The following is a 16003-nucleotide window of genomic DNA, read 5'->3' as shown; positions in this document are numbered from 1 at the left end:
TGCGTTGAGCGGTACGACTGGGTGTGCGGCACATCTCCAGCCTATCGGTAGCGGGGCCGACTACTGTGCACCCCATGACCTCACGGGGACCACTGAGTGGTTCGACCAGCGACGCACCCGCCGCGGTGCCCGCCGATCCCGCAGGCGCGGCGCCGCCCGACGCGCCCGCCACCGCATCGGCAGGCACGCATGATCGTGTCCCGACGGTGCGCCGTGCCCGAACCTCGGACGTCCCGGCGATCAAAGCCCTGGTGGACGTCTATTCGGGCCGGATCCTGCTGGAGAAGAATCTGGTCAACCTCTACGAGGCCGTGCAGGAATTCTGGGTCGCCGAACAAGACGGCAGGCTGGTCGGTTGCGGCGCGCTGCACGTGCTGTGGGCCGATCTGGGTGAGGTCCGCACGGTCGCGGTGCACCCGGATGTGAAGGGCCAGGGTGTGGGCAAGCTCATCGTGCGCCGGCTGATCGAGGTGGCCAGGGAGCTGGAGCTGAGCCGGGTGTTCGTGCTGACCTTCGAGGTGGAGTTCTTCTCCCGGCACGGGTTCGTCGAGATCGACGGCACGCCGGTGACGGCCGAGGTGTACGCCGAGATGTGCCGGTCCTACGACACCGGTGTCGCCGAATTCCTCGACCTCAGCTACGTCAAGCCGAACACTCTCGGCAACACTCGGATGCTGCTCACCCTCTGAGCGGCTCCTGCCCACCTTCGACAGAAAGCGATCCGACGTGCCGCTGTTCGCCGTCCACTACACCTACACCGCCGACACCGTGCCCGGGCGCGACGAGTATCGCCCCGAGCACCGTGGCTGGCTGGCCGACCGGCTGGCCGAGGGCGCGCTGCTGACCTGCGGCCCGTACCCGGACGGTTCGGGTGCCCTGCTGGTGTTCCGGGCCGACGACGAGCCAGCGCTGCGCACCCTGCTGGCCGAAGACCCGTTCGCCCGCGAGAACCTGATCACCGAGGTCCGGGTGCAGGAGTGGCTGCCCATTTTCGGGGCCATGAGCCAGGTGTGAGCACCGGCGGTGCCGGCCGGGACACCGGCCGGCACCGCCGGGTTGCCACTACTTTGCCGCCTTGTTCGTCTGTTTGGTGCGCACCAGACTGGCCACCGTCGCGATCACCAGGATGCCGATGATGACCGACAGCGAGAACGCGGTGGAGATCTCCGGCACCGAGACGTGTTCACCGCCGTTGATGAACGGCAGCGTGTTCTCGTGCAGGGCGTGCAGCACCAGCTTCACGCCGATGAAGGCCAGGATCGCCGACAGGCCGTAGGACAGGTACACCAGCCGGTCGAGCAGGCCGCCGATCAGGAAGTACAGCTGACGCAGGCCCATCAGCGCGAACGCGTTGGCCACGAACACGATGTAGGGCTGTTCGGTCAGGCCGTAGATGGCGGGGATGGAGTCCAGCGCGAACAGCAGATCGGCGAAGCCGATCGCCAGCAGCGCCAGCAGCATCGGGGTGACGGCGCGACGGCCGTTGATCTTGGTGATCAGCTTGTCGCCGTCGTATTCGTCGGTCGTCGGCACCATCTTCTTGGTCAGCGCGACGATGCGGCTGTCGCGTTTCTGTTCCTCCTCGACCTCGTGGCCGCTCTCACGCAGCAGTTTGACCGCGGTGTAGACCAGGAACAGGCCGAACAGGTAGAACACCCAGCTGAACGCGCTGATCGCGGCGGCACCGACGGCGATGAACACACCGCGCATGACCAAGGCCACCACGATGCCGATGAGCAGCACCTTCTGCTGGTACATCCGGGGCACCGCGAAGGTGGACATGATGATCAGGAACACGAACAGGTTGTCCACCGAGAGCGCCTTCTCGGTGACGAAGCCCGCGTAGTACTCCCCGGCGAAGGTTCCGCCCCACTTCCAGGCGATGAAACCACCGAAGGCCAGCGCGAGGCCGATGTAGACCGCCGACCAGAAGGCGGACTCACGGAAGGTCGGCTCGTGCGGGGTGCGTACGTGGGCGAAGAAGTCGAAGACGAACAAACCGAGGATCACCGCGATGGTGATCCCCCACTCCAGCGCGGTCACCTGCATGGTGCGCTCCGATCGGCAGTAAGACTCATGGCGTCAATCATGCCCGATTTGCCCGATTCACTCGGCTTGCGGGTTGGTTGCTCACCATGATTTCACATCCCGCGCAGGTCACCGCGCGGCGTGATGTCCGTCTCGTCGGGGTGGGTTGCAATGGACCCGACGCGATCCGCACACCGACGGCCGTGCCGACGGTGTGCGGATCGCCGAGCGGGCTGGCGCCCAGGTGTTCGACGACCCACCGCTGCACCAGCATTCCCGACTCGACAATTATTCACCGCCGAAAAACTCTTTTCTGGAACGTTATTCGGCTGCTACCGTGGAACCCGTCATCGAAACACCTACCTGAGACGAAAGGCCGGACCATGAACGTGCAGCGCATTCACGAGCGGCAGATGCGCCGTCTCGGCGTCGCACGCCGACTCGGTGAATTCGTCATGCCCGAGGCCACGCTGAACTGCGACAGCCTCGCTCGCGCCCGGAGCAGCCCCTAGCCAGACCTTTTCGGATCCGGCAGGGGTCATTCCAGGGCGACAGCCAGGAATGGCCCCTTTTTCGTGCGCATTTATATTCGCATGAAGAATTGCGGGGCGCCTGGGTCCGCAAAACGGCCCAATTGTTCCGGTTCGTTGATTCCGGAATTGTCATGCCATTTCGCGCTCGTAGCTCAACGGACAGAGCGTCTGACTACGACTCAGAAGGCTGGAGGTTCGAATCCTCCCGAGCGCACGCGGGCCGAGCGCCGTCCAGCGCTCGGCCCATGGCTCACGCAGGTTGCCGCCGGGGTCTCATAAGCCCCGGTCGCGTGGTTCGACTCCACGGTGAGCCTCGACGGAGGTCACTCCTCGTCCGATCCCGCCCGCGCCCAGCGAGCGGATCGGCCAGAGCAAACCTTCCGGACAAGAGCCGACCGGTCAGTCCTCCGGCTCCGGCGGCGGCTCGTCACCACCGCCGCGGATCGACCACAGCAGCCCTTCGAGCTCATCCGGTTTCACCAGCACATCACGCGCTTTGGAACCCTCGCTGGGACCCACCACATTGCGGGTCTCCATCAGGTCCATGAGCCGGCCGGCTTTCGCAAATCCGACCCGCAGTTTGCGCTGCAACATCGAGGTGGAACCGAACTGTGAGGTGACCACCAACTCCACCGCCTGCAAGAACAGGTCCAGATCGTCGCCGATATCGGGATCGACGTCCTTCTTCTCGCCCGCCTTGGCCGCGGTGACGCCCTCGGTGTACTCGGGTTCGGCCTGGTTCTTGGTGAATTCGACGACGGCGTGGATCTCTTCGTCGCTGATATAGGCGCCCTGCAAGCGGGTCGGTTTGCCCGCACCCATCGGCAGGAACAGGCCATCGCCCATACCGATGAGCTTCTCCGCGCCCGGCTGGTCCAGGATGACGCGCGAATCGGTGAGCGACGACGTCGCGAACGCCAGCCGCGAGGGCACATTGGTCTTGATCAGGCCCGTTACCACGTCCACCGACGGACGCTGCGTCGCCAGCACCAGGTGAATGCCCGCGGCGCGCGCCTTCTGGGTGATCCGCACGATGGCGTCCTCGACGTCACGCGGTGCGGTCATCATCAGGTCGGCCAGCTCGTCCACGATGGCCAGGATGTAGGGATACGGCCGGTAGACCCGCTCGCTGCCCAGCGGCGCGGTGATCGCGCCCGACTTCACCTTCTTGTTGAAGTCGTCGATATGGCGGACCTTGTTGGCCTGCATGTCCTGATAGCGCTGTTCCATCTCCTCCACCAGCCAGGCCAGCGCGGCCGCCGCCTTCTTCGGCTGGGTGATGATGGGCGTGATCAGGTGCGGAATGCCCTCGTAAGGGGTCAGTTCCACCATCTTCGGGTCGATCAGGATCATCCTGACCTCCTCCGGGGTGGCCCGCTGTAGCAGCGACACCAGCATCGAGTTCACGAAGCTCGATTTACCGGAACCAGTGGAACCGGCGACCAGCAGATGCGGCATCTTGGCCAGGTTCGCCGCCAGGAACTCGCCTTCGATGTTCTTGCCGAGGCCGATCACCAGCGGATGGTGATCATTGCGGGTCGAGGGCGCCTTGAGCACATCGGCGAGGCGCACGAGTTCGCGATCGGAGTTGGGCACCTCGATACCGACCGCCGACTTGCCGGGGATCGGCGCGAGCAGCCGGACATTCTCGGTGGCCACCGCGTAGGCGATATTGCGAGCCAGCGCGGTGATCTTCTCGACCTTCACACCAGGGCCGAGTTCGACCTCGTACCGGGTGACCGTCGGCCCGCGCACGAACCCGGTGACCGCGGCGTCGATCTTGAACTGCACCAGCACCTCGGTGATCGCCTCGATCATCGATTCATTGGCGGCACTGCGCTTCTTGGGCGGATCACCATCGGTGAGCAGGCTCATCGGCGGCAGCGTGTAATCGCCTTCGATGACCCGGTCGGTGACGAACTCCGGTTCCTTCGGCGGCGGCGGAGTCTGGTCGACGGCCTTGGCCGGCTTCGGCTTGGCCCTGGGCTTCGGTGGTTCGGCCGGGGCTTCGGTGGCGATCGGCTTGGCGTCACGCAGCGGCGGTTCGCCCAGCGATTCGGTGATGGCGTCGGATCCGGCGAACTCGTCGGCCGGGTAGTTCTCCTCGGGCGTGCGTCCGCGGCGACGGGAACCGCTGCGGGTGAGCGGGAATCCGTCCGCGTCATAGCCGCCGGAGGCGAATTCTGGGTCGTAATCGTCGTATTCGTCGCCGCCGCTTGCGGTGCCGAAGTAGTGCCGGAACAGCGCGGGCAGCTCACGCACGGTGGTGCCGGTGACCAGCAGCACACCGAAGACGATGGCCAGCAACAGGATCGGCACCGACAGCCAGGCCGTCAGCCCGTCGGTGAGCGGGCCACCGACCACGAACCCGACGAAACCGGCCGCGCGCGACCGCCCGTGCGCATCGGTCGGGGCGCCCGCGGCGATATGCCAGAGCCCGAGCATCGGCAGCCCGACGAGCAAACCGCCTAGGACCAGCCGGGGCCGGATCTCCGGATGCGGTTCGGTGCGCATCAGCACCAGCGCGATTCCGGCCGCGACGAACGGCAGTGCGGCCGAGGCCGACCCCGATACCGCACGGATCGCGTCGTCGACGAAGTGCCCGATCGGGCCGCCCGCCGAGAGCCAGACCGCCGCCGCGATGACGCCGCTGAGGGCGATCAACGCCAGCGCGATCCCATCGCGACGGTGCCCGTGCTCGATCTCCCCCGCCCGGCTCAGCGTGCGGGTGGTGGCGCCGAGCCCGCGGGCCAGCATGGTCCAGCCGCCGCTGATCCCGCGCCCGATGACGGCCAGTGGTGCGGTCTGTGACCGGCGCGCCGGGCGGCGCGACCCCGTCCCGCGGACCCGGCCTGCCGAAGCGCGGCCGCGGGCCGCCGAGGTGCGGCCGCGGGCGGCCGAACCGGTGCGAGTCGCCGAACGAGATGGGTTCGTCGCCGAACGAGTGGAGGCTGCCGTTGTCCGCCCCCGTGCCGATCCCGCCCGCGCACGTGCCGTAGTGGTGCTGCGGGACTTACCTGCCATGAACTCAGGCTAGCCGTAAACGCACCATCAGGACCATCCGCAACACTGGTATCGCCTGTAACTTGTGCTGATGAGCGGGGCGAATGCCCAGGTGATGGGGTTCATCATGCACCGGACCGCGACGCCGGACACGCCGACACACCGGTGCCGCCATGCGTGCGGCAACAGAAAACCCGCCGGACGACTGCTCGTCCGGCGGGTTGCCCGCGAGATTTCAGACCCCGATGACCGTCGGCACGATCATCGGCCGACGCCGGTAGGTGTCGGCCACCCAGCGCCCGACCACCCGGCGCACGCCCTGGGCGATGCGATGAGTATCGGTGATGCCCTCGCCGGCCAGGCGCAGCAGCTCGGACTCGACCAGCTGCGCGGCATCCGACAGTGCGGTGGGATCGTCGGAGAAGCCGCGACCGCTGACCTCCGGCGTGCTCACCGCCTTGCCGGTGGTCTCGTCGATCGCGACGGTGATGGCGATGAAACCGCCCTCCCCCAGCACCAGACGGTCCGACAGGGTGGATTCGCCGACATCGCCGACCGACAGGCCGTCGACGTAGACGTGACCCACGGGGACTCGGCCCACGATCGAGGCGATGCCGTCGACCAGGTCGACCACGACGCCGTCTTCGGCCAGCACCACCCGGTCCTCGGGCACACCGGTGGCCACCGCGAGCGCGGCATTGGCGCGCAGATGCCGCCATTCGCCGTGCACGGGCATGGCATTGGTGGGCCGGACCGCGTTGTACAGGTAGAGCAGCTCGCCCGCGGACGCGTGCCCGGAGACGTGCACCTTCGCGCTCTGCTGGGTGATCACCGAGGCGCCGAGCCGGGCCAGGCCGTTGACCACGGTGAACACCGAGTTCTCGTTGCCGGGGATCAGCGACGACGCCAGCACCACCAGGTCGTCGGCGCGGATATTGATCTGGCGGTGGTCGCCGCGCGCCATCCGCGACAGCGCCGACAACGGTTCGCCTTGCGAGCCGGTCGAGATCAGCACCAGCTTGTCGCTGGGCAGGGTGGCGGCCTGATCCAGTTCGACGACCAGGCCGTCGGGCACCGTCAGATAGCCGAGATCCTGGGCGATCTGCATATTGCGGACCATGGACCGGCCGACGAAGCAGATGCGGCGCCCGTACTTCTGGGCGACGTCGACCACCTGCTGGATGCGGTGCACATGGCTGGCGAAGGAGGCGACGATCACCCGGCCCTTGGCCTTGCCGATCACCGTGTCGAGGACGCCGCCGATCTCGCGTTCGGGGGTGACGAAGCCGGGGACCTCGGCATTGGTGGAGTCGACCAGGAACAGGTCGACGCCTTCGTCGCCGAGGCGGGAGAATCCGGCCAGGTCGGTGAGCCTGCCGTCCAGCGGCAGCTGGTCGAGCTTGATATCGCCGGTGTGCAGCGCGACGCCGGCCGGGGTGCGGATGGCGACGGCGAGTGCGTCCGGGATCGAATGGTTGACCGCGAAGTATTCACAGCCGAACGGGCCGTGCGTGGTGTGCTGGCCTTCGGTGACCTCCACCAGCTTCGGATGCTGGCGGTGCTCCCGGCATTTCGCCGCCACCAGGGCCAGGGTGAACTTCGAGCCGATGACCGGGATGTCGGGCCGCAACCGCAGCAGGAACGGCACGGCGCCGATGTGGTCCTCGTGGCCGTGGGTGAGCACGACCGCGACCACGTCGTCCATCCGATCCTCGATCGGGCGGAAGTCGGGCAGGATCAGGTCGACGCCGGGCTGCTGGTCCTCGGGGAACAGCACGCCGCAGTCGACGATGAGCAGCTTGCCGCCGTACTCGAAAACGGTCATGTTGCGGCCGATTTCGCCGATACCGCCGAGCGCGAAGACCCGCAGGCCGTTGCTCGGCGCCTTCGGCGGAGTGCCGAGGCGGTCCTGCGGTGCGACCGCGGCCCGCGGATCGGGCTGCGGCGCGGACTGATCGCCGCGGCCGCGGCCACTTTGCCGGGACCTGCTCTGCTTACGCGGGCGGTCCTGGCCGGTGCGGGATTCGGTGGCCTTCGCAGGCGCGGCGGCTTTCGCGGGCGCGGTTTTCTCCGACGCGGTCTTCTCCGGCGCGGCCGGCTGCACGGGCGCGGCGGGAGCCTCGGCCTCGCTCGGCGCGGGAGGCGTTGTGTCAGCGGGCTTTTCCGGTGCGGCGGGCGGCTGCGGCGGACGCGGCGCGGCCGGGCCGGCACCGCGGCTGGCGGAACGGCGGGGACGACGGCCTAGCGGGGCCGTCATCCGAGCACTCCGGCCGCGCGCAGATCGGCGCTGAGCAGGTCGAGCTGATCGGGGCCGGGCATGAGCTGGGGCAAGCGCGGCTCGCCGACGTCGATGCCGAGCAGACGCAGGCCCGCCTTCGACATGGCCACCCCGCCCAGACGCGCCATCGCGGCGTTCAACGGCACCAGGCCGGCATTGATCTCCCGGGCGCGCACCACGTCACCGGCGGTGTAGGCGTCGACGAGTTCGCGCAGTCGTTCCGGCACCAGATGGCCGATGACGCTGATGAATCCGGTCGCGCCGATCGACAACCACGGCAGGTTCAGCGTGTCGTCGCCGGAGTAGAAGGCCAGGCCGGTGGTCGCGATGAGTTCGGCGCCGGCATTGAGATCGCCCTTGGCGTCCTTGACCGCGACGATGCGCGGGTGCTCGGCCAGGCGGCGGATGGTGTCGGAGGCGATCGGCACGATCGAGCGCGGCGGAATGTCGTAGAGGGTCACCGGAAGATCGGTGGCGTCGGCGACCGCGGTGAAGTGGGCGATCAGCCCTTCCTGCGTGGGCCGCGAGTAGTACGGCGTCACGACCAGCAAACCGTGGGCACCCGCCCGCTGCGCGTTGCGCGCCAGCTCCACCGAATGCGCGGTGTCGTAGGTTCCGGCGCCGGCGATCACGGTGGCGCGCGAGCCGACGGCGTCGACGACGGCGCGCAGCAGATCGGCCTTCTCCGACTCGGTGGTGGTCGGCGATTCACCGGTGGTGCCGGAGATCGCGAGCAGGTCGACGCCGCGGTCGACCAGGCGGGCCGCCAGCGCGACACCGGTATCGATGTCGAGCTTGCCCTCGGCACTGAAGGGGGTCACCATCGCGACGCCGACGGTGCCGGAGGCACGCAGCCGACTCGAATCGCCGGCGCTGCCGGGCCCTGGGTGGTTACGCATACTGCCGCCTCCGGGCCTGCGCCTCGCACCGCGGTGTCGGCGTCGATTCACCGTTCGTCATGGTCAGAAAGGCTACCCGGTCCGGGACACACCCTCGACACCCTCGTCGCCGTTCGGGGGCGGCGGGCACATGATACCCGTCTCATGGCATCGCGGTGACGCCAAAACGTTGCTTGAAAGACATCATCGATGGCGTCACACTGATGTCATGGATCTGGACACCTACACCGCCCGCCTGCGCGCGGATCTGATCGCCGCGGCTGCCCTCGGCGACGAGAAAACCCAGGCCACGGCCGCCGCCCTGGCCGCGGCCGTGGAGAGTTCAACACGGCTGGTGCTGCTGTCGGCGCTGTCGGATATGGCCGCCGAGGTCAGCGCGGCACTCGGTGACCGCACCGTGCATGTATCGATGGACGGCACGAACGTCGCCGTCGATGTGCGCAACAATTCGGCCACCGACTCCGAGCACCCCACTTTCGAAGAGATGACCGGCGATATCAGCCGGGTCACCCTGCGTCTGGTGGAGCAGCTGAAATCCCGGGCCGAGGAGGCCGCGGCACAGAGCGGGCAATCGCTGAATTCGTGGATGTCGGGCGTGGTGTCGGGAGCGTTGCGCGATCAGATGCGCGGATACGGTGGATACGGTGGCGGGCCCAAGCGGCATACGAGCAGTTCTCGCGATGCCGGCGGTTCCGGTGGTGAGTCCAGGGGCTCCGACTCCGACCGCGATGCCGGTGACGGCCGGGATTCCGACCGAAGCACCGGTAGTTCCGACTGAAAGCGGCGGGGACGGGCCCCGCGGCTGTTGCGTCGCCGAGAACACAACGCCGGCGACGCCCATCCCACGGCGCCGGGCCACAGCCCGGGCGACGACCGGGACAAGCGCCCGCGTCGGTCGTGTCAGCCGGCCCTGTGCAACAGCGGTGCGAGGTCGCCCCGCTCACCGATGACGATGTCGTCGAGTTCCAGCCAATCGGCCATCTCCCGCAGCGCCGTCCACAACGCCTGCGCCGTGTGCGCGTCGCAGCGGCCCGGTTCGGCGAACGCGCCGGGCACCAGCAGCCGTCCGGCGCCGCGTTCGGCGCGCAGATCGACGCGGCCGACGAGTTCGCCGTCCAGCAGGAACGGGAACACGTAATACCCGTGCACCCGTTTGTGTTCCGGGGTGTAGATCTCGATCCGGTAGTGGAAGCCGAAGACGCGTTCGGTGCGGGCCCGGAAGAAGATCAGCGGGTCGAACGGACACAGCAGGGCGGCACCGCCGATCCGGCGCGGCGTGGTGACGCCGGCGCGCAGATAGGCCGGTGCTCCCCACTCGGCGATATCGACCGGGATCAGCTCACCCGCGTCCACGAGATCGGCGATGGCGGGTTTGGTCTGCGCACCGGCCAGCCGGTAGTAGTCGCGCAGGTCGGGCTCGGTGGCGACGCCGAGGGCGGTGGCCGCGCGCAGCACCAGTTCCCGGACGGCCTCGTCTTCGGGGACCGATCGCTCGAACACCGACGCGGGCAGCACCCGTTCGGCGAGGTCGTAGTGACGGGTGAAGCCCACCCGGCGGCCCACCGAGAGCTCGCCGGCGGCGAAGAGTTGCTCGCAGATCATCTTGGTGTCGCTGAGGTTCCACCACGATCCCGGCGGACGCGGTTTGTCCAGCTCCAGATGGCGTTCCACCTCACCGGCGCTGGCCGCACCGACCTCGGCGATGACGTCGAGGATGTCCTTGCCCAGTGTGGGGTTGCGTTCGAGCACAGCGCGCGCACCACCCCAGCGACCGTGCCGGTAGCGCTGCATGCGCCAGCGCATCAGCGGCCAGTCCTCGACCGGGATCAGCGCCGCCTCGTGCGCCCAGTACTCGACCAGCGTGCGCGGCCGACGCGTGCCGGTGTGCCAGGCAGCCTCGTCCAGTAGCCCGCGGTCGTAAGCGCCGATACGGCTGAACACCGGTGCGTAATGCGCCCGGACCACCGCCGAGACCGAATCCAGTTGCAGCAGTTGGGTTCTGCCCAGCACTCCGGCAATGGTGCGCCGGGTCGCCTTGGCCGGCCTCGGTTTACCGAAGCCTTGCGCCGCCAGCACCGTTCGCCGCGCCGCCGCCGCACTCATCGTCCGCATACCCGCACCCTGCCATGGGGGTGTGACAGATACCGACTGCGCGCCACCCACCGATGGACACTTTCGGCCTCCAGCAGCAACGATGCGGTCGGCCCGCCCGAGCACCACCGGACCGGATCAGGTGGAGACGGTGACCTGCCCGGCCAGATCGATCTCGGTGCGACGGTCCTCCTCGGGCGCGTTCGCCAGCACCGTCGCCAGGATGCGGCGACCGGTCGGCAGGATCCGCACGGTGACCGAGCCCGCGTTGGCCGCGTCCAGTTCGCGGATGGCGGCCTCGATCACGCGACGACGCACCGAGCGCGGCACTCCGTCGAATCCGCCGTCGTCGAGCAACACCACCTCGACGCCCCGTGCGCGTGCCCCTCGGGCTGCGCTGTTGAGTTCGTCGGTGGCCAGCTGGGGTGCCCGCAGGCCATCGCGCAGTTCGGCCTCGAGCAACCGGCATTGTTCGCGCTCGTAAGGGGTGAGTTCGACACCGTCGGCGATGCGCTCCAGGATCGGGCGCGCCACTTTGTCCAGCCGGGCCAGCTGACGATCGCGTTCGCCGTTCTCGGCGGCCATCGTGGCTTCGGCGGCCGCGCGCATGGTGGCCTCCTCGCGCAGCAGCCGCAGCGACCGCTGGGTGGGCCGCATGATCAACGCGCACACCGAAACCCCCGCGACGGTGGCGACCGGCACGATCGAGCCGACGATCACCCCTGCCGAGAGCCCGGCGACCGCGCCCACCACCGCCACGACGACGGCTACCCCGGCGACGCCGAGCCAGGCCGCACCCATACGCCCGCGCAGCACCAGCACCGCGAGCACATACGACGACGCGAAGGCCGTCCACACCTGGTTCGATGCGTACTCCTGCACATCGAAGGTGGTCAAAGCGGTGGCCAGCGGTCCGGCGATCACGACATAGGAGGTTGCGGGCCAGGGCAGCGGTTCGTGCGGCGCCATCAGCACCACCACGCCCGCCACCACCAGCAGCACCAGCGCGGCCGTGGCGGGCACGGGCGAGGCCTCGCTGAAGTTGCGCGCCATGTACAGCACGATGGTCAGCTCCAGAATGGCCAGGAACAGCCAGCCCGCGGCACCGCGCAGGCCGAGCAGATCACGCAATCCGAAATCCGCGCTCGTCTCAGCCATCGCCACCCCAGACCAAGGTCACCGTGGTCCCCTCGCCCGGCTGCGATTCCACGAACGCGGCGCCGCCGGCGAGCTGACGCATCCGGCCGAGAATGCTCACCGAAATGCCGAGCCGGTCCACCGGCACCACGTTCTGATCGAATCCGGCGCCGTCATCGCGCATTTCGGTGCGGATGCCGCCGGCGCTGACCGTCACGGTGACGCTGCGGTGCACCTCGCGGCCGGGCACCGTGGCATGGCGCAGGCTGTTGCGCGCGGCCTCGGCCAGGGCTGCGGCGATCGTGCTCGCGGCGGGCACCGGCAGGCGTAGGTCATCGAAACCGGCGGTGCGGCGGGCGGTGAATTCGATACCTGGATTCACCTCGTGCACCGCCGATCGCAGGAAACCGATCGCCGACTGCGCGTCCAGATGGTCGGGATCGGTGCTGCCTGCCCGCGATTCGTCGAGCTGTTCCAGCGTGCGTTCGGCCTGACGGCGCAGCACCGGCGATTCGGTGCCGCCGCGCGAGGCGTCCAGCAGGGTGGACAGCACCGCATCGTGGATGAGGGCGGCGAACCGGGCGCGTTCCCGGTCCCGCGCGGCGGCGCCGGCGACGGCGGCGGCCCGGCGGCCGGCAACCTCCGATTCCCGGTCGACCCGGATGCCCGCCTCCCTGGCGTAGACCACACACCAGAGGAACAGCGCGCACAGTCCGGCCGCCCGCGCGAAATCGCCCGCCGTGGTCAACGCGGAGACATCGGGCACGACGAACAGGTTGACCACGGCCGACAGCGCCGAACCGACGAACAGATAACCGATCGCGGGCCCGGTGGGCCATGCCAGGGCAGCCGCGAGCACACCGAGGGCGAGCACGCGATACACCCACACCGAGCCCGCGGCGTCGGTGGGCTGGGAGTAGGCCAGAATGATCACCACCATCGCGCCCAGGAAACTGATCGCGGCCGCACCGCTGACCAGGCGAATGGTCCGTGGACGCGCACCGATGGAGACGAAGGCCAGCACTGGGAACATGCCGAACGCCAGCAGCACCGCGGTGATCGTCCAGCCGGGCGCGATATCGCGGCTCTGATCGGCGATCTCGGGCAACTCGACCAGGGCGGCGATCACCCCGGCCAGGCCCACGACCAGCCCGAAGCGGCGCAGGATGCGTTCGGAGGCACCGTCGGCTGCTTGGTCTCGCGACACCGCGGCCAGCCCACGCCACCAGCGGGTCGCGCGAACTCGGTCGAGCGGGGTGGGCGAGGTCGGGGCGGTGTCCAGCAAGCCGGACGCGGTCACGGGCGCGGATGCCGCTCGGGGACCGGCAGCCATCCGTCCTCCACCGCACGCTTGTACAGGTCCGTCTTGGTGGGCGCGGGCCGGCCCGCATCGGCGTACTTCTGCCGGATCCGGCCCAGATAGTCGTTGACGGTCTGTTCCGACAGACCGGTGAGCCGAGCCACCCGCGAGGCCTTCTCCCCCGACGCGTAGAGAGTGAGCACCTCTTCCTGGCGCGGGCTCAAACCCACACTCGACAACTGCGGGTCACCATCGATCGCGGCAGCCCAGTCGGTGGTGACGACCTGCTCACCGGAGGCCGCCCGGCGCACCGCGGCCACCACGGTGGGCACATCCTCGGATTTGCGCACCACCCCGAGCACACCCGCACGCGCCGCCGAACGCACCAGGAAAGCGTTGTCGGCGCCGGTGAACACCAGCACTTCCATGCCGCGCTCACGCAGCGCGCGCACATTGTCTTCCGGGGTCGACCCGTCGGCCAGCCGCAGATCCAGCACCACCAGATCCACCGGCTCGGCCAACGCCGGATCGGCGAGCAGCTCGGCTACCGTGCCCGCCGTCGCCACCAGGTCGAGATCAGGATGCGGGGCGAGCATCGCCGCCAAGCCGATCGCGACCGATTCATGGTCTTCGACCAGCCCTATCCGGCGTGGAGTGCTTTCGACCCCTTCGGCCCACGTCACCTCGACAACTCCCATCCCGAGCAACCCGGCCCACCGCGGACCGCCAACTTGTTCTCCAGCAGTATGCCCGCCGAAGCCGCGCGTGGTCAGCCACCAATATTCGGGGGCGCGTCAGGGCGCCAAGCCCGCCGCGAGCGTCGCGCCGAGTTCCCAGCAGGCCTCCAGGTTCTCTTTGCTCGGCTTGCCCGAGACCACCAGGTAATCGGCCGCCTTCACCCAACCGAGCCCGGTCGTGATCGACGTGACGCCCTTTTCCGCGCCCTCGGTGCCCTCGTTGCCGTGGAAATACGCACCGAATGGCCGTCCGCGCGTGGAATCGAGGCACGGGTAGTAGATGACGTCGAACGCGTGCTTGAGGGCCCCGCTCATGTAGCCGAGGTTGGCCGGGGTGCCGAGTAGATAGCCGTCGGCGTCGAGGACGTCGGACGGGGAGACCGCGAGTGCGGCGCGGCGCACGACCTCCACGCCCTCGATCTCCGGATCGGTCGCGCCGGAGACCACGGCCTCGAACATCGCCTGCATGAACGGCGACGGGGTGTGATGGATGATCAACAGTCGCGACACGACGACGAGGGTATCCCGGTGTTACCCGCGCTGCTCGCGTTCGTGACGTTCCAGCTCCACCGCGCGGCGCATGGTGGCCCTGGCGCGGCCGCGGTCACCCGCGTAGTCGTAGGCGCGGGCCAGCCGGTAGGAGACCCGCCAGTTGTCAGGGTCGGCTTCCCATTCCTGTTTGACCTTCAGGAATAGCTCGTCGGCCGCAGCGCGTTCGATGCGCCCGGACGGCCGGCGCGGCAGCTCCGACACATCGAGTTCGAGGCCTTCCTCGTGGATGCGCCGGGCCAGATGCTGGTGCGCGAGCGCGGCCCGCACGGTGGCGTAGACGATCCAGACGCCGAGCACCGGCAGGATCAGCACGCCGATGCCGATGGCGACCGCGGCGCCGTCGCCGGAGCCGATCAGGCTGATCGCGATCTTGCCGAGCAGCAGGAAATAGAAGACGAGCACCAGCACGAGCGCCGCCACCATGGCGACGACCTTCACCACATCCCGGCTCGGCCCGGCGCCTGCCGATTCGGCCGGATCCTGCGCGCTCACAGGTCCAGCAGCGGATCGAGCCCGACGGTGAGTCCGGGACGGTCGGCGATGCGGCGCACCCCGAGCAGGACACCGGGCGCGAAGGAGGACCGGTCGATGGAGTCGTGGCGGATGGTCAGCGTTTCGCCCTGGGTGCCGAAGAGCACCTCCTGGTGGGCGACGAGCCCGGCCAGGCGCACCGAATGCACCCGCACACCGTCGACGTCGGCGCCGCGCGCGCCCTCGAGTTCGGTGCTGGTCGCGTCGGGGCTGCGGCCCACTCCCGCCTTTTGCCTGGCCTCGGCGATCAGCCCGGCGGTGCGGTAGGCGGTGCCCGAGGGCGCGTCGGCCTTGTTCGGGTGATGCAGTTCGATGACCTCGACCGACTCGAAGAACCGGGCCGCCTGCTCGGCGAACCGCATCGACAGCACCGCGCCGATGGCGAAGTTCGGCGCGATCAGCACGCCGACGTGCGGTTTGCCGACCAGCCAGCCACGCACCTCGTCGAGCCGGGCGGCGTCGAAACCGGTGGTGCCGACCACGGCGTGGATGCCGTGCTCGACGAGGAACTTCAGATTGCCCATCACCACGTCGGGGTGGGTGAAGTCGACCACGACCTGGGTGCCGGTCTCCAGGAACTTCTCCAGCGGATCACCCTTGTCGACGCCCGCGACCAGCTCCAGATCGGCGGCGGCCTCGACCGCCGCGCAGATCGCCTGTCCGACCTTGCCCTGCGCGCCGAGCACACCCACCCGAATCGGTGCGGTCACGATTGGTCTCCCTACTTCTCGTCCGGCTGTTTCCGCCGAGCCTAACGCTCCGGAGCGGCGCGTTCGGCGGCCCCACCTGCGGGCCTGGTCACAGTCTCCGGATGCGGCCGGGGCGCAAGCGAAATCGGGGCTTGGCAGCCGAGCGGAACAAACGTTAATGTGATCTGTCGTGACGGTGCTCCCGTTGGCCGCCTTGTACCGAGC

General features: G+C 68.8%; 15 protein-coding genes and 1 tRNA gene. 5 read left to right on the top strand and 11 right to left on the bottom strand.

The window, feature by feature from the left end:
- Positions 1 to 74: 74 nt before the first annotated feature.
- On the top strand, positions 75 to 689 hold the full coding sequence (locus FEK34_RS08550; RefSeq protein WP_249357840.1) for an amino-acid N-acetyltransferase: 615 nt from the start codon (positions 75 to 77) through the stop codon (positions 687 to 689).
- Between the two features lie 37 nt (positions 690 to 726).
- On the top strand, positions 727 to 1014 hold the full coding sequence (locus FEK34_RS08545) for a YciI family protein (RefSeq protein ID WP_138447290.1): 288 nt from the start codon (positions 727 to 729) through the stop codon (positions 1012 to 1014).
- Between the two features lie 48 nt (positions 1015 to 1062).
- On the opposite strand, the gene FEK34_RS08540 is transcribed toward FEK34_RS08545, so the two are convergent.
- Positions 1063 to 2049 (bottom strand): TerC family protein, encoded by a 987-nt coding sequence (locus FEK34_RS08540; RefSeq protein WP_138447289.1) that lies wholly within the window; start codon positions 2047 to 2049, stop codon positions 1063 to 1065.
- An 86-nt stretch (positions 2050 to 2135) separates the two neighbouring features.
- Here FEK34_RS08540 and FEK34_RS08535 point away from each other — a divergent pair, with 86 nt between their 5' ends.
- Positions 2136 to 2540 (top strand): hypothetical protein, encoded by a 405-nt coding sequence (locus FEK34_RS08535; protein ID WP_138447288.1) that lies wholly within the window; start codon positions 2136 to 2138, stop codon positions 2538 to 2540.
- A 162-nt stretch (positions 2541 to 2702) separates the two neighbouring features.
- Positions 2703 to 2775 (top strand) — tRNA-Arg (locus FEK34_RS08530).
- Positions 2776 to 2960: 185 nt separating this feature from the next.
- Here FEK34_RS08530 and FEK34_RS08525 read toward each other — a convergent pair.
- From FEK34_RS08525 to dapA, 3 genes are all read right to left on the bottom strand, one after another.
- On the bottom strand, positions 2961 to 5585 hold the full coding sequence (locus tag FEK34_RS08525; protein ID WP_138447287.1) for a DNA translocase FtsK: 2625 nt from the start codon (positions 5583 to 5585) through the stop codon (positions 2961 to 2963).
- Between the two features lie 214 nt (positions 5586 to 5799).
- On the bottom strand, positions 5800 to 7821 hold the full coding sequence (locus FEK34_RS08520) for a ribonuclease J (RefSeq protein ID WP_138447286.1): 2022 nt from the start codon (positions 7819 to 7821) through the stop codon (positions 5800 to 5802).
- The gene (gene dapA / locus FEK34_RS08515; protein ID WP_138447285.1) at positions 7818 to 8741 is read right to left on the bottom strand and encodes a 4-hydroxy-tetrahydrodipicolinate synthase; all 924 of its coding nucleotides are present in this window, start codon (positions 8739 to 8741) and stop codon (positions 7818 to 7820) included. Before dapA ends, FEK34_RS08520 begins: the two co-directional genes overlap by 4 nt.
- A 208-nt stretch (positions 8742 to 8949) precedes the next feature.
- Here dapA and FEK34_RS08510 point away from each other — a divergent pair, with 208 nt between their 5' ends.
- Complete coding sequence (locus FEK34_RS08510) at positions 8950 to 9519, top strand: hypothetical protein (protein WP_138447284.1); 570 nt, start codon at positions 8950 to 8952, stop codon at positions 9517 to 9519.
- A gap of 122 nt (positions 9520 to 9641) precedes the next feature.
- On the opposite strand, the gene FEK34_RS08505 is transcribed toward FEK34_RS08510, so the two are convergent.
- From FEK34_RS08505 to dapB, 7 genes are all read right to left on the bottom strand, one after another.
- Positions 9642 to 10853 (bottom strand): winged helix-turn-helix domain-containing protein, encoded by a 1212-nt coding sequence (locus FEK34_RS08505; protein WP_138447283.1) that lies wholly within the window; start codon positions 10851 to 10853, stop codon positions 9642 to 9644.
- A gap of 117 nt (positions 10854 to 10970) precedes the next feature.
- Entirely contained in the window at positions 10971 to 11990 is a 1020-nt protein-coding gene (locus tag FEK34_RS08500) for a hypothetical protein (protein ID WP_138447282.1), read from the bottom strand.
- Entirely contained in the window at positions 11983 to 13302 is a 1320-nt protein-coding gene (locus FEK34_RS08495; protein WP_249358878.1) for an ATP-binding protein, read from the bottom strand. Before FEK34_RS08495 ends, FEK34_RS08500 begins: the two co-directional genes overlap by 8 nt.
- Positions 13266 to 13967 carry a response regulator transcription factor gene (locus tag FEK34_RS08490; protein WP_138447281.1) on the bottom strand — a complete coding sequence of 234 codons (702 nt, stop codon included), beginning with the start codon at positions 13965 to 13967 and terminating at the stop codon, positions 13266 to 13268. The genes FEK34_RS08495 and FEK34_RS08490 overlap by 37 nt, the downstream gene beginning before the upstream one ends.
- A 96-nt stretch (positions 13968 to 14063) precedes the next feature.
- The gene (locus tag FEK34_RS08485; protein WP_249358876.1) at positions 14064 to 14516 is read right to left on the bottom strand and encodes a flavodoxin family protein; all 453 of its coding nucleotides are present in this window, start codon (positions 14514 to 14516) and stop codon (positions 14064 to 14066) included.
- Positions 14517 to 14537: 21 nt separating this feature from the next.
- A complete protein-coding gene (locus FEK34_RS08480) occupies positions 14538 to 14981 on the bottom strand; it encodes a hypothetical protein (RefSeq protein WP_036538216.1) in 444 nt (147 codons plus the stop codon).
- 65 nt (positions 14982 to 15046) lie between these two features.
- Complete coding sequence (gene dapB, locus FEK34_RS08475) at positions 15047 to 15799, bottom strand: 4-hydroxy-tetrahydrodipicolinate reductase (protein WP_171048093.1); 753 nt, start codon at positions 15797 to 15799, stop codon at positions 15047 to 15049.
- Positions 15800 to 16003 lie beyond the last annotated feature (204 nt).

This window comes from Nocardia cyriacigeorgica, from assembly GCF_005863245.1.
GTDB classification, from domain to species: domain Bacteria; phylum Actinomycetota; class Actinomycetes; order Mycobacteriales; family Mycobacteriaceae; genus Nocardia; species Nocardia cyriacigeorgica_C.
This window is presented reverse-complemented; position numbering and strand designations above follow the sequence as displayed.